Genomic DNA, 13,469 nt, shown 5'->3' with positions numbered 1-13,469 from the left:
GACATCACCCAATCCTAAAATGAGAACATAGAAAAATAAAACAACAACTCCCCCTACAGACATCACCCAATCCTAAAATGAGAACATAGAAAAATAAAACAACAACTCCCCCTACAGACATCACCCAATCCTTTCAAAGTTGCAGAGGCCGAAACACTTAACCCTCTCCTCCACCTTCACAGCTGCAAGGGCACATAGAACTCCAAGGAAAGCCCCTGCAATGACATCACTGGGGTAATGTAGACCAAGGCATACCCTTGAAATACCAACAAGGGAAGCAAGCAGTATGAAAAGCCATAGTCTCCCAAATTTAAAGTAGAGTGCCAGGAAACCGCTGAATGCAGCCACTGTGTGCCCTGATGGCATGGAGTAGCCCCCGGCTGGTGTGGTATACCTAACCCAGCTGAGAACCTCATAGGGCCTTGGCCTCGCAATAACAGCCTTCAGTAATTCACTGAGAAAGAATCCCATTACAAGGGCTGTGAGCGCAATGAATGCGGCCTCCTTCCCATTCTCATCCCCAAAAATGTAGAATATGAGGCACAGAACCACCCAGAAAATCGGGGTTCCTCCAAGGGTTATGATATGCATCAATGAATCAAGAATGGGCGAACTGATTGTTGAATTTAAAAAATAGAGAATTGAGGTATCAATACCAGCAAATAAAAGAAAAGGATGCATCATAAAATAAAGAATGGATGCACAGACACCGGTAAATAAAAGAAAAGGATGCATCATTTACAGTATCTCATTTATAAGTTCTGCATTCAGTATCGATGCTCCTGCAGCCCCCCTCACAGTGTTGTGGCCGACAAGGACATACCTAAGGCTGTTGCTGAATGCTGCATCCTCCCTGATCCTTCCGACAGTGACTGACATTCCACCATCCCTGTTCCTGTCCATCCTTGGCTGGGGTCTGTTCTCCTCATCCAGGACCACAACAGGTTTTTCAGGTGCTGAGTAAAGACCCAGTTTCTGTGGGAGCCCCTGGAAACCATCCATGGCCTCCTTTATATCCTCAATTTCAAATTCATCATCCAGTCCCACGAAGACTGCCTCGGTGTGACCATCAAGAACGGGAACACGGTGGCATGATGCACTCACACCGAAATTTGCAGGTTTAACCACACCATCGTCAAGTTCACCAAGCAGGTGGAGGGTCTCGGTTTCAATCTTCTCCTCCTCCCCACCGATATAGGGGACGATGTTGTCCATTATCGCCATGGATGGCACCCCACTGTACCCTGCACCTGAAACCGCCTGCATCGTGGAGACATAGACCCTCTTTATTGTGTGGCTGTCATAGATGGGCTTAAGAGTGAGGGTGAGTGCTATGGTGGAGCAGTTGGGGTTGGTTACGATGAAGCCATCCCATCCCCTCCTCCTCTGCTGAACCTCTATGAGGTCCAGGAACTCCGGGTTAACCTCAGGGATCACAAGTGGAACATCGGGTTCCATTCGCATTGCACTGGCATTTGAAGCCACTATGTACTTCTCAGCAAATTTTGGCTCAACCTTGCGCGCCACATCTGCGGGAAGTGCAGAGAACAGTATGTCCACATCCCCCACACCTGCAGGGTCCGTTTCAACAACCTCTATATCCCTTACAGACTCAGGCATCTCGCTGTCAAGGTACCAGTTCGCAACCTCCCCGTAGGGTTTCCCCGCGGACCTTGAAGATGCTGCAAGGGTTGTAAGCTCAAATTCAGGATGATTCTCAAGCATCTCAATAAACCGCTGCCCAACCATCCCTGTTGCTCCAAGAACACCAACATTAACCATAATACCACCTTATCATTTTATTCCAAGCACGTCCCCCATATCCATTATCTTTCCAGGTTCTGCGTGTTCAATAAACCTCACCGCCCTTATAACTCCGCCTATAAATGCGTCCCTGCTGTGGGCCCTGTGAACTATTTCAAGGCGTTCACCATCACCTGCAAATAGGACTATGTGGTCCCCCACTATGTCACCACCCCTCACAGCATGGACACCTATCTCATCACGGGTCCTCTCACCTGTAAGTCCGGACCTTCCATACACCGCCACCTCCTCAGGTTTCCTGGAGGTGGCCTCTGCGATAACCTCAAGTGCACGCACCGCGGTACCTGAAGGAGCGTCCTTTTTGTGTCTGTGGTGGGCCTCTATAATTTCAACGTCATAATCAGAGAGTACCGGTGCAAGATCAGAGAGCACCTTGAAGAACACATTGACACCCACAGCCATGTTTGGTGAGATAACAGCCCTCACACCTGTCCTCTCAATAGATTCCCTGATAGTCCCCATCTGCTCATCTGAAAATCCTGTTGTTCCAACCACAAGGTTAACCCCTGCTTCAGTCGCTGTCTTTATGGTTTCAACAGCTGCCGGTGCCACTGTGAAGTCAATGAGAACGTCGGGTTCTGTTTCTCTGAGTGTTTCGGCAAGGTCAGATGCATCGCTTACCTTAACACCCACTTCGCCCGTGGCTGTGAATTCACCCACGTCCCTTCCCTTAAGGGCTGTTCCAGGTGCCTCTATGGCAGCCACAAGCTTCATGTCCTCCTCTTCAAGTACCTTTTTTATTATTCCAGAGCCCATGCGCCCGCAGGCGCCGGTAACCGCAACTTTGATCATCAAAACACCTCAGGGATTCAGATGAGTGCCAGTTCCTCAAGGACCATCCTCAGCTTCTCACGGCTGCTGTCCCTCAGGGGTGCGAGCGGCATCCTGACATGACCGGCAGGTCTTCCCATCATGTTGAGGGCCTCCTTGACGGGAACAGGATTGCTCTCGATGAAAAGAACCTTCATGAGGCTGTACAATTCATAGTGGGTTTTCATTGCAGACTCAAAATCCCCTGAGAGTGCCTCGTTGACAAGGCGGCTCATACGGGCGGGGTCGATGTTTGCCACAACAGATATGACACCCTCTGCACCCATTGAGATCATTGGGAGTGTGAGGTTATCGTTACCTGAGAGTATGATGAAATCATCGAGGCCCATGTCCATGAGCCGTGATTTCAGCATGGAAATCTTATCCAGGTCAGGGCTAGCTTCCTTTATACCGATTATACCATCAAGCCCTGCGAGTTCAGATACCGTGTCAACGTCGATGTCCGTGCCTGTCCTTGAGGGCACATTGTAGATTATAAGGGGTATCTCTGATGCCTCCTCCAGCATCCTGTAGTGTTCAGTGAGCCCATGGGGCTGTGGCCTGTTGTAGTAGGGTGTTATCACAAGGGCCGCGTCTGCACCTGCGTCCCCTGCATACTTCACAAGACCAAGGGCCTCCCTTGAGGAGTTGCTCCCTGCCCCCGCAATGGTCTTAACACGCCCGTTAACCTCATCCACGAGTATGTCAATCATTCTCCTCTGTTCCTCATGGGTTATAGTTGCTGATTCACCTGTTGTGCCGGCAACCAGCAACCCATCAACCCCATTCTCAATCAGATAGTTTATGTTGTCCCGCAGCCCGGCCTCATCCACCCGGTCGTCCCCTGTGAATGGAGTCACCATGGCCACTACTGTGCCTTCAATTCTCATTCAAGAACACCCCTTACAAGTTCATACGCCTTTTTACCATCATTCCAGTCAACAAAGATAACCACAGATGTCTGTGAGGATGAAATTTCAACTATGTTAAGATCATTATCCCTGAGGGGCTTGGTGATCTCGGATATTATGCCAGGAGTGTCTATGAAGTCAGGGCTGGATATGGTTATCATTGCAATATCCCTTCCAAGGGAGAGTGAGCTGAGGTTATCATCTGCAATGACAACATCATGGAGAAGCCTGTGCGCCTCATCAGCGTCCTTCTTATCAACAAATATTGTGACAGAGTTCTGGCCTGTTGAAATTCCTATGATGTTGATGGAGTTCTCTGCAAGTTTTGAGGTTAACTTTGCCAGTATACCTGGCTTATTGAGTATCTTCTCCCCCACAACCGCAACCACAGATATTGGTTCAGGGCTGAGGGTCGTTGTCTTAACCATCTTATTCTTTGAGGGGCCTATGATTTCAGTACCCGGGGCTGAGAGATCCCCGTGCTCGAATCCTATGATCTTTGCATTTATATCAGGGTCCTTGTATTTCAGGGCATGTGGGTGGAGTACCTGCGCCCCATGGGTTGCAAGATCCCTCATTTCCTCAACAGAGATTTTGTCGAGCTTCTTTGCTCCCTGAAGTTTATTTGGATCAGTTGACATCACGCCCCCAACATCGGTTACGATTATAACCTCATCCGCCTTCAGGCAGTGGCCCAGCAGGAAGGCTGTGATGTCACTTCCACCCCTCCCCAGGGTTGTTATGTAACCATTGGGGTCCCTCCCAAGGAAACCACACACCACAGGTATTATACCCTGGTCAAGGAGTTTTAAAAGTTCCCTTGACTTCTTCTCAGTTGCCTCAAAGTCCACCTTAGCATTTAAAAGGTTGCTGTCGGTTATTATTGGCCATTCATCCATGAAGGGGTCTATGTATTCAGATTTAACCCCAAGTGCCTCTATTGCAGAGGAAAATATCCTTACACTTGTCATTTCACCCATGGATACTATTTCAGCCAGCTGCTTTTCTGTAACAGCATCTTCCATTGCCTCATCAACTATCTGAAGGAGTTCATCGGTTGTCTTATTGATGGCAGATACAACAACAACGACCTTCTTGCCCTTCATGTACTCCTTCACGACAGAACGGGCCGCCTTTTTAATTCGCCTACCATTCCCTATAGATGTACCGCCAAATTTAGCAACTATTAACTCCATTAACCTTCACAACCTTTTAAATGTTGAAAATGGAAAAAGATCAAAAATTATTTCTGCTGGCTGATTATCCTTGTGATGTAGCCCGCGATCTTGTTCCTGAGGTGTTTTGTGCTGACCGTTGAAAACTCCTCCACAAGTTTCTTGTTTTTATCAAAATCAGATGTGAATTTACCTGGATGAGTTTCTATCAGTTCTTTCGCGATTCTTTTTACAAAGGATGTTCTTATGTTTCCCATTTCATTGCCTCCTTAACAGTTCTTTCTGTTCAGTTTTGCTTAGATCCATCAGAATCTTCATCAGCTGGATGAGTTTATCCTCATTGATACCATAGGCCCTGGCGATTCTCCGGGTCCTCTCTATGATCTCAAGCTCCCTCTCAGGGTCGAATATGTCCATTCCAAGGGCAACTTTGGCCTCAGCTATCTCACGTGCAAGGGATGTGCGTGATGATATGAGGTCAAGTATCTCCCTGTCTATTCTATCTATTTCCCTTCTGGACCTTTTAAGGGTTTCCAGTGCTCTGGATTCGTCCATAAAACATCCCCCTGACCTGCACTGCTTTAGGGGTCACCGGATCAGTCAAGCACATGTGTACCCTGGTTATCCACTGATGTTACAGTAACATTGCCCTCAAGGTTCTCCCATGAATCAATGACATTCCCTGCAGAATCATCATCAGCCAGCGCCACAAACGCCGGTCCTGTGCCTGAAAGACCCGCTGAGAGGGCACCCGCCTCAAGGGCATCGAGGGCTATTCCCGGATCGAATCCCAGGGATGCACAATAGAGTATCCCGTTGAGTGTCATTGCACTGTGCACCCTGCCCTCAAGGACCTCTCTGAAGGCCATGTCAACCCAGGGGGCCAGCAGCTTCATCCTCGGGACATCTGATTGTGCAGTCAGTGATTTTCTGTCCGGCATGTATATTAATACCTTTTGATTTTCCATTTCCCTCCTGCAGATTATGCGCCTTGCCATGTTATCTGTCACGGTGAGGCCCCCGTAGAATGATGCGCTTGCATCATCATAGGCACCCGTCACCGTCACCCCTGCCCTGAGGGATGCCTCCACTCCCATATTGAGCATCTCAGGTCCACCCATGGGTTCCAGCTGAAATTCCTCTGATATGAGTTCAGAAACTGCCATCACAGTGGCATTGGATGCCGCGCTGCTGCTTGAAAGGCCGCTCGCAACGGGTAAATCAGAGGCTGTGACCACCCTCACACCAGTATCGGCGCCGTAATGCTCAAGGACCATCTCTGTGCAGAGTTCCATGAGTGCTGTATCCGCACCCTCAAGGGAGATGCACTCTATACCGGAATCTGTGAGTCTGGCCTCTGCCCTGACACCCAGGCCTATCCCGAATGCTGAGCCCCTTCCTGTTGCAATGGCATTTATAACCGTGGCTGATCCAGGTGCTCTTGCTGCTTTTCTCAACCTATCACTCCAAACAGTTCATATACCTAGATTATATAAAAACTATTTATATAATGGGTTGCAGTCTTAATTAATACAAAAACAGTAAAGTTTAGGATGGGAGGTCTGAAGGTCTGATATCATGGACAGGAACAGTAAGATTGTTGCGGGTTTAATTGTGGTTCTATCAATTTCAGGGCTGGTAATGTCAATTTCAGGGCTAATTGGAGGACCTGAGGGTACTGTGGCAATCATACCGGTCCACGGGGCCATAGCCTATGATACATCAGGGTTTTCTGATGTTGTCAGCCCAGATGATGTGAAGGAGCTCATAGAGGAAGCCAACAGTGACCCCTCAGTTAAGGCCATAGTCCTGGATATAAACAGCCCTGGAGGGACTCCTGTGGCGAGTGAAGAGCTGATGGAAGCCATAAAGAAATCTGAAAAGCCTGTTGTAAGCTGGATAAGTGATTCTGGTACCTCAGGAGCGTATCTTGCAGCCTCGGCATCTGACAGGATAGTTGCGAGTCCATCTGCATGGGTTGGGAGCATAGGTGTCATACTTGACCTCACAGATCTCTCCGAGATGTACAGGCAGATGGGTATAAACAAGTACGCAATAAAGGCCGGGGAATACAAGGATATGGGTGCGGATTACCGTATGATAACCGATGAGGAGAGGCAGATGCTCCAGTCAATGGTGAATGAGGAGTATGACTACTTCATAAGGACCGTGGCTGCCAACAGAAACCTCAGCGTATCATATGTACGTGGCCTTGCAGAGGGAAGGATATTCACCGGAAGACAGGCCCTGAAGAATCGGCTTGTGGATTATACAGGTGGAAGGGACTATGCTGTTGATGTGGCAGCTGAACTTGCAGGTTTAAGGAACTATGACACCGTAACCCTTGAGCCTCCAGGTGGATTTGTGAAGATCCTCTCAGGGATGTTCTCAAAGCTTGGATTTGCAGATTCAGGAAATACAGCAGAACACCTCAAAATCTAAAAATAAAAGGATAAGTTTATGGAATTGCACTCGAAGAAATACAGCAGAACACCTCAAAATCTAGAAAATAAAAGGATAAGTTTATGGAATTGCACTCGAAGAAATACAGCAGAACACCTCAAAATCTAAAAATAAAAGGATAACTATTTATCCTAAAAGGATTGAAGAATATAATTAATCCCACGGAGGTTAGGAAATGGTTGTTAAGATAGAGGTTTTCACATCCCCAACCTGTCCCTACTGTCCAATGGCAATCGAGGTTGTTGATGAGGCCAAGAAGGAATTTGGGGACAAAATAGAAGTTGAAAAGATTGACATAATGGTTGACCGGGAAAAGGCAATCGACTATGGCCTCATGGCAGTCCCTGCAATAGCGATAAACGGTGTTGTGAGGTTCGTTGGGGCCCCTGGCAGGGAGGAACTCTTCGAAGCCATAAGCGATGAAATGAGATAGATTACTTTTTCTCCATTAATTTTAAAGGATCTTTCTGATGAGGGATGAGAGGGTATTCGGAATCACAACGGGAACCGCCGCCACTGCAGCGGCCCTCGCATCACTTCTATGTTTAAGGGGTCGCGTGGTTAACAGTGTCGGTGTTGAGACCCCCTCAGGGAAAATTGATGTGGACGTTGATTCTGTTGAAAGGATCTCCCAGGACAGGGCAAGGGCCTGTGTGATAAAGAGACCCTACGGTGACCCTGACGTCACAGTGAACCTCAGTATCATAGCAGAGGTTCAGATCACAGAAACCTCTGGAGTAGTAATCAGGGGCGGTGAGGGCGTCGGTACCGTGACAAAACCGGGTCTCCAGGTCCCCCCGGGTGAGGCTGCAATAAACCCCGTCCCGAGGAGAATGATAGAGGCTAATCTGAGGAAATACCTGAAGGGAGGGGAGGGGGTGGTTGTCACTGTTTCGGTTCCCGATGGGGAGAAAATCGCCTCAAAAACCATGAACCCCCGCCTCGGGATTGAGGGGGGTATCTCCATCCTTGGGACAAGTGGCATTGCAAGGCCCATGTCTTCATCAGCCTACAGGAGATCCCTTGCATGTCAGATTGACATTGCAGTCGCCCGTGGATTCAGGGAACTCGTATTCGTCCCTGGTAACATAGGGGAAAGGTTTGCCAGGGAATACTTCAACCGGATTGATGAGGAGAGGATAATACAGATGGCCAACTTCCCTGGTTACATGCTGGAGGAGGCCGCCAAAAAGGGTGTGAAGAGGATTGTGCTGATGGGCCATGCAGGTAAACTCATAAAGCTCTCTGCGGGGATATTCCAGACAAAGAACTCCATTGCAGATGCCCGGCGCGAGATAATGACCGCACATGCAGCCCTCAGCGGCGCATCGCCAGAGGTTACAGAGAGGATCTTCAACCTTGCCACCGTTGAGGAGATGATCAGTGAACTCGAAAGTGGGGGTCTGAGGGAGGATGTGTTCAACAGCATCAGCAGAGCAATAAGGGAAAGGTGTTCTGAAAGGTTCCCATTTGAGACCGATGTTTTGATCTTCAGCATGGATGGTAGGATACTCAATTCCAACTTTAAAACCACGTCCGCCCACAGATTCCGGGACGGCAGCCACTCTCTTCCAGATGAACAAGCAGAATAAGTGCACTGATAGTATTTACCTAATCAAGTGAGGTAGTGGTTTGCATGAAAGGATTTACCCACACAGATGGAAAATCTGTACGTATGGTTGATGTGGGATCGAAGGCGGTTGTCAGAAGGACGGCGACCGCTGAAGGTCACATATCACTCACCGAGGATACCCTGAAATTGATCAATGAAAAAAGGATTGAGAAGGGGAATGTGCTTGCAACAGCCCAGATAGCAGCCATAGCAGCGGTTAAACGAACCTGGGACCTCATACCCCTCTGTCACCAGCTTCCTGTAACCGGCGTTGACGTTGAATTCGATGTTAAGGCTGACGGGATCACCGTCAGGGTAACTGTGAGGTGCGATGGAAAAACAGGCGTTGAAATGGAGGCCCTCACAGGAGTTTCTGTGGCGCTCCTCACAATCTGGGACATGGTTAAAAGTGTTGAGAAGGATGAGAATGGCCAGTACCCTGAAACTGCAATCAGCAATATCAGGGTCCTTAAAAAGGAGAAGGTAGAGCTGGAAGAAGTGGTTGAATGAAATTTCTGAACCCTGAGCTAAGGAAGATCATCACCGACTGCTATCCCTATATAAGATCCCTGAACCCCGCCCAGATGAGTGCTGTTGAGGCCGGCTACCTGGAATCGGATGAAAATTTCATCATAGCCATACCAACGGCCAGTGGAAAGACCCTCCTGGGACTTCTGGCTGCCATCCAAGCCATCATGAATGGTGGGCGGGTTATCTACACCGTCCCCCTCATATCAATACAGAACGAAAAGGTAAAGGAGTTCAGGGAACTTGAAGGGCATGGTATAAGTGTGGGTAAGGATCCCAGAACCTCAGACCTGGCGGTGATGGTCTTCGAATCCTTCGACAGCCTCACCAGATTCTCATGGAACACCCTGAGGGAGATTGATCTTCTCATAGTGGACGAATTTCACATGATCGGGGAGTACAGCAGGGGCCCTGTAATAGAATCCGCCATAACAAGGGCCAGAAAACTGAATCCTTCAATGCGCATTGTTGCCCTCTCAGCAACCCTCTCAAATATGGATGAAATAGGGGACTGGCTCGGTGCAAGAATCGTTGAACACGACTACAGACCGGTACCCCTCCACCGGGAGGTGCTTGACACCGAGATGTTCGGGGCCCGGGACAAGAATCAGGTGATCCTGAAGATCCTTGAGAGGTCCATCAGTGAAGATAGCCAGACCCTGGCATTCGTATCCACAAGGAGGTTCACAGAATCCCTTGCATCATACCTTGCAGACAGGATAAAAAAGGAGATCCCCGGGGAAATGCTTGAGAGATTTGATGATGTGGCAGAGAGGATACTTGATGTGCCGAGGGCCAGCGGATCACCTCCAACCTCCACCTGCCTGAAGCTTGCAGACTGCATCAGGGCGGGTGTTGCATTCCACCATGCAGGTCTCTTTAACAGGCAGCGGGAAATAATAGAGGACGAATTCAGGAGGGGCAACATCCTCATGATCACAGCAACCCCCAGCCTCATGTACGGTGTGAACCTCCCATCAAGGACCGTCGTGATAAGGGACTACACCAGATGGACAGGGCAGGGCCCCCAGAGGATCCCGGTATTTGATTATGAGCAGATGTCAGGGAGGGCCGGGAGACCCCTCTATGATGACATCGGCTACTCCTACCTCATAGCAAAGAGCCATGATGAGGCCATGGAACTCGAGGAGTACTATGTGAGGGGTGAGGTGGAGAGAACCAACTCAAGGCTCATGGAGAACCGGGATGCCCTCTACAGGCAGATAATCGCACAGGTCGCCTCAGGACTTGCATCCACAACTGAAGATCTTCTTGAATTCTTCAGGGGGACCTTCTACGGCTACCAGATGAGTGAAGGACCCTTCAGCAATTCATTCGGCATGGACAGCATTCAGTATGAAATAGAGACCGCTACAGAGTTTTTAATTAAGAACAGGATCATATATCCAGGCCCCAGTGGCTTATCAACGACAGAATTCGGGCTTCTAATCGCAAAATCCAGTTACGCTGTTGAAACAGCCATAAAACTCTACCAGTTCGCATCTGAAATGGATGAACTCAACATCTACCGCCTCATCTACGAGCTGACAGGGACCCCTGACATTCCCCTCATACCATTCAAGGGGCGGAGGAGCCGTGACCCGGTACGTGAGAGGCTCATGGAGCATGGAATATTTGTCATGGATGCTGGTAACAGCGAGGCAACAGCAGCAGCCCTCATGGAGTGGATAAATGAAAGGACAGAGTATGAGATTGAGAACGCCTTCAACGTCTATGCTGCATCAACAAGAAGAACCGCATACGAGGCCTCAAGGCTCGTTAAGTTCTTCAGGAGGATCTGTGAAATCCAGGGTGTGTATGGTTACGCAGGGAAACTTGATGTTCTGGCTGCAAGACTCTACTATGGAGTCAGGGAGGACATAATTCCACTGGTGGTTGGTGTGAGGGGCCTTGGACGTGTCAGGGCCCGTAAGATTGTTGAAACCTTTGGGGAGGACCTCAGACATGTGCGGAAGGATGAACTCAAACGCATCGATGGTATCGGGGAAAAACTCGCCGAGGCCATTAAAGGATATGCTGAGAGATCCTGCCAGCCTTAGGACCATTTTAAGGGATTGGGCGGCCTCCATCAGCATATTTGACATCAACAGGACCTTTATCCTTTCAGAACCCCTCCATCCTGTGGGAACTCCTTTTCCTGGTGGTTACTCGGTCACAGAGGAACATGGGACATACTACTGCCCTGTGAAGGATAAGCAGAAGGATAATCCATCAGCGCTGTGTGATATATGCATTGCAGAGCAGACACCATGAATCGTAACATGGAAGGGGTTCTGATGGTGAGAACCTGTAAGCCTGAAGGAGGGCCTGGATGATCCGGGCGGATGAGATTCCAGAGAAAATGACGAAAATGGAGCTCCTTGAGATGGTTAAAAAGGAGGCGTCATCAGTCCACATAAAGGATGTGATGGACGCATCGGTTTACCTGAGGGAGGATGCCAAATACATGCCACCAGGGGAGCAGAAGGAGTTCATTGAAAGGTTCACCAGGGTCTTCTTCAACAGGATAAGGGATATAAAGAATGATAAAAACATCTACCCCGGAGAGGTTGACACTGAAAGGCTGACTGAATTCATAGGGTTCCTTGATGAACAGTTGAAGCGTGCCAGATCACGACCTGAAAGATGCTTCCAGAGGATCGCCCGTATAATAACCATCTATGTGACCTTTGTAAGGGAGGAACCCATCCATCCCGTTGGAACCCGCTTTCCGGGGGGTTTAAGAGTTAAAAGGGTGGGTGGTGTCTTCTACTGCCCTGTTAAGGACAGACAGATCAGCACCCCCACTGCACTCTGCCGTTTCTGCGTTAGCAGGCAGGACCCTGATGTTCCGGGTGGTCATTCATAGAGAAGAAGAGCGATACCATCAATGACCAGTGAAAGACCAATCAGCCAGGCAAGGAAGACAGGGTTTCTTACGAATACTCCCAGAATGATGTAGAGGACTCCCAGAACCACAACTGATAGACCTGCGACCATTCCTGCTCTGTGCTCCCTGGAGAATAAACTTGCAACACCTGCGATTATGAGGATTATACCTGTTAGGTATATCCAGAATGCCGCAAGGAAACTGAAGAACGTTACGTTACCTGCAAGGGCAGCTGCAAGTATCACGCCAAGTATTCCCAGTACAATATAAAGCACACCTGCCCCTTTGCTAACCTTCCATGCGTCCACGCCAAGAAGGAACAGCCATAGCGCCAGGAAGAGAACCGCGACGCCTGTGAGGACACTCAGTGTGAATATTGAAAACACCGGAAATATTATCACAAGAATACCAAGAATCAGTGTTAGAAGACCTGGAAGTTTTGTCTCAGCCACATTTTCACCCCCTTTAAATTTTTGTATCCAGATATGAATTTCAATACAGATTCAGCAAAAAAGGATTTGGTGGAGGTTCATCCCCCTCCATCACAGGCCTCTGAACCCATATCAATGTCTTCAAAGTCCTCTTTCATCCTCTTAAGCTTTTCAACTGTATCAGCTTTTCTTCCTTTTCCAGATCCCCTTTTGAGCTGGGATCTGTCGATTAACTCAAGGTAATTCGAGTTGTACCATAGATCGGAGTCTTCAAGGCGGACCCATCCATCACCATCTTCAACCTTGATGGCTGAGATCTCACCCGTCGTTCCGGTACCTGTGTAGCGGACAGCCATGCCAACCGTCAGTACATTCCCGTTTACGTCCTTAACCTCCATTGTATCCACCATCATTCAGGGGACACTTCCTTTGACTCCTCTTCAGGGGCCTCTTCCGCCTCATCAGCGGATATTTTAAGTATCACATAGTCCCCAACCTTGCTAACGTTGTCCATGTCCACAATGAATGTCCTCTGTTTAAGGGACAGCTCCCCCTTGGATATTATGATGGAATTCACAACACCCTTTTCGGGGTCCAGTTCAAGGTCAGAGACCTTCCCTATCTCCACCGCATTCTTATCCAGCACCTTACGACCCAGGAACTCAGTTACCTTCATTTTAACACCACTAAATTTTATGTGTATCATAGTATAAAAAATGATTTATCCCATAACACCCCCACTTACCTATCAACACCACCAGACCACAGGCACAGTACAAAATGATTTATCCATAACACCCCCACTTACCTATCAACACCACCAGA

At 48.7% G+C, this 13,469-nt stretch carries 18 protein-coding genes; 7 read left to right on the top strand and 11 right to left on the bottom strand.

From position 1 onward, the window contains the following. Nucleotides 1-120: 120 nt before the first annotated feature. The 8 genes from ACPLJI_RS08455 to ACPLJI_RS08420 all read right to left on the bottom strand — a co-directional run bounded on the left by ACPLJI_RS08455 (nt 121) and on the right by ACPLJI_RS08420 (nt 6,177). The gene (locus tag ACPLJI_RS08455; RefSeq protein ID WP_424731323.1) at nt 121-591 is read right to left on the bottom strand and encodes a phosphatase PAP2 family protein; all 471 of its coding nucleotides are present in this window, start codon (nt 589-591) and stop codon (nt 121-123) included. A gap of 147 nt (nt 592-738) precedes the next feature. Continuing rightward, on the bottom strand, nt 739-1,782 hold the full coding sequence (asd, locus tag ACPLJI_RS08450; protein WP_424731322.1) for an aspartate-semialdehyde dehydrogenase: 1,044 nt from the start codon (nt 1,780-1,782) through the stop codon (nt 739-741). Between the two features lie 12 nt (nt 1,783-1,794). Next, on the bottom strand, nt 1,795-2,616 hold the full coding sequence (dapB, locus tag ACPLJI_RS08445; RefSeq protein ID WP_424731321.1) for a 4-hydroxy-tetrahydrodipicolinate reductase: 822 nt from the start codon (nt 2,614-2,616) through the stop codon (nt 1,795-1,797). A gap of 17 nt (nt 2,617-2,633) precedes the next feature. Then, complete coding sequence (gene dapA / locus ACPLJI_RS08440) at nt 2,634-3,524, bottom strand: 4-hydroxy-tetrahydrodipicolinate synthase (protein ID WP_424731320.1); 891 nt, start codon at nt 3,522-3,524, stop codon at nt 2,634-2,636. Beyond that, nucleotides 3,521-4,741: an aspartate kinase gene (locus ACPLJI_RS08435; RefSeq protein WP_424731319.1), complete on the bottom strand. Its 1,221-nt coding sequence runs from the start codon at nt 4,739-4,741 to the stop codon at nt 3,521-3,523. The genes dapA and ACPLJI_RS08435 overlap by 4 nt, the downstream gene beginning before the upstream one ends. 47 nt (nt 4,742-4,788) lie before the next feature. Next, nucleotides 4,789-4,977, bottom strand: a complete 189-nt coding sequence (locus ACPLJI_RS08430; RefSeq protein WP_013296011.1) for a 30S ribosomal protein S17e — start codon at nt 4,975-4,977, stop codon at nt 4,789-4,791. Nucleotide 4,978: 1 nt separating this feature from the next. Continuing rightward, nucleotides 4,979-5,275, bottom strand: a complete 297-nt coding sequence (locus ACPLJI_RS08425) for a chorismate mutase (protein ID WP_147671747.1) — start codon at nt 5,273-5,275, stop codon at nt 4,979-4,981. Between the two features lie 41 nt (nt 5,276-5,316). Next, on the bottom strand, nt 5,317-6,177 hold the full coding sequence (locus tag ACPLJI_RS08420; RefSeq protein WP_147671746.1) for a shikimate kinase: 861 nt from the start codon (nt 6,175-6,177) through the stop codon (nt 5,317-5,319). A gap of 121 nt (nt 6,178-6,298) precedes the next feature. Between ACPLJI_RS08420 and sppA the strand changes: the two genes are divergently transcribed. The 7 genes from sppA (at nt 6,299) to ACPLJI_RS08385 (ending at nt 12,192) form a co-directional block, all read left to right on the top strand. Further along, nucleotides 6,299-7,162, top strand: coding sequence for a signal peptide peptidase SppA (sppA, locus tag ACPLJI_RS08415; protein ID WP_424731318.1), 864 nt, complete (start codon nt 6,299-6,301; stop codon nt 7,160-7,162). Nucleotides 7,163-7,358: 196 nt separating this feature from the next. Continuing rightward, complete coding sequence (locus ACPLJI_RS08410; protein ID WP_147671744.1) at nt 7,359-7,616, top strand: MJ0307 family thioredoxin; 258 nt, start codon at nt 7,359-7,361, stop codon at nt 7,614-7,616. Between the two features lie 37 nt (nt 7,617-7,653). Next, nucleotides 7,654-8,775 (top strand): cobalt-precorrin-5B (C(1))-methyltransferase CbiD, encoded by a 1,122-nt coding sequence (gene cbiD, locus ACPLJI_RS08405; RefSeq protein ID WP_424731317.1) that lies wholly within the window; start codon nt 7,654-7,656, stop codon nt 8,773-8,775. A 44-nt stretch (nt 8,776-8,819) separates the two neighbouring features. Further along, nucleotides 8,820-9,305, top strand: coding sequence for a cyclic pyranopterin monophosphate synthase MoaC (gene moaC / locus ACPLJI_RS08400; RefSeq protein ID WP_147671742.1), 486 nt, complete (start codon nt 8,820-8,822; stop codon nt 9,303-9,305). After that, nucleotides 9,302-11,383 carry a DEAD/DEAH box helicase gene (locus ACPLJI_RS08395; RefSeq protein ID WP_424731316.1) on the top strand — a complete coding sequence of 694 codons (2,082 nt, stop codon included), beginning with the start codon at nt 9,302-9,304 and terminating at the stop codon, nt 11,381-11,383. The genes moaC and ACPLJI_RS08395 overlap by 4 nt, the downstream gene beginning before the upstream one ends. Beyond that, nucleotides 11,358-11,597: a DUF2115 family protein gene (locus ACPLJI_RS08390; RefSeq protein WP_424731315.1), complete on the top strand. Its 240-nt coding sequence runs from the start codon at nt 11,358-11,360 to the stop codon at nt 11,595-11,597. Before ACPLJI_RS08395 ends, ACPLJI_RS08390 begins: the two co-directional genes overlap by 26 nt. 58 nt (nt 11,598-11,655) lie before the next feature. Then, nucleotides 11,656-12,192 carry a DUF2115 domain-containing protein gene (locus ACPLJI_RS08385; protein WP_424731314.1) on the top strand — a complete coding sequence of 179 codons (537 nt, stop codon included), beginning with the start codon at nt 11,656-11,658 and terminating at the stop codon, nt 12,190-12,192. Here ACPLJI_RS08385 and ACPLJI_RS08380 read toward each other — a convergent pair. The 3 genes from ACPLJI_RS08380 to ACPLJI_RS08370 form a co-directional block, all read right to left on the bottom strand. Next, entirely contained in the window at nt 12,183-12,665 is a 483-nt protein-coding gene (locus ACPLJI_RS08380; RefSeq protein ID WP_424731313.1) for a DUF308 domain-containing protein, read from the bottom strand. The genes ACPLJI_RS08385 and ACPLJI_RS08380 overlap by 10 nt on opposite strands. 77 nt (nt 12,666-12,742) lie before the next feature. Beyond that, nucleotides 12,743-13,042, bottom strand: coding sequence for a DUF2098 domain-containing protein (locus ACPLJI_RS08375; RefSeq protein ID WP_424741238.1), 300 nt, complete (start codon nt 13,040-13,042; stop codon nt 12,743-12,745). Nucleotides 13,043-13,053: 11 nt separating this feature from the next. Beyond that, nucleotides 13,054-13,320, bottom strand: coding sequence for a PRC-barrel domain-containing protein (locus ACPLJI_RS08370; RefSeq protein WP_424731311.1), 267 nt, complete (start codon nt 13,318-13,320; stop codon nt 13,054-13,056). Between the last annotated feature and the right edge of the window lie 149 nt (nt 13,321-13,469).

The sequence above is a fragment of the Methanothermobacter sp. genome (genome assembly GCF_049720995.1).
GTDB lineage: Archaea > Methanobacteriota > Methanobacteria > Methanobacteriales > Methanothermobacteraceae > Methanothermobacter.
Note: the sequence above shows the minus strand (reverse complement) of the source record. Positions and strands in the feature narration are given on the sequence as shown.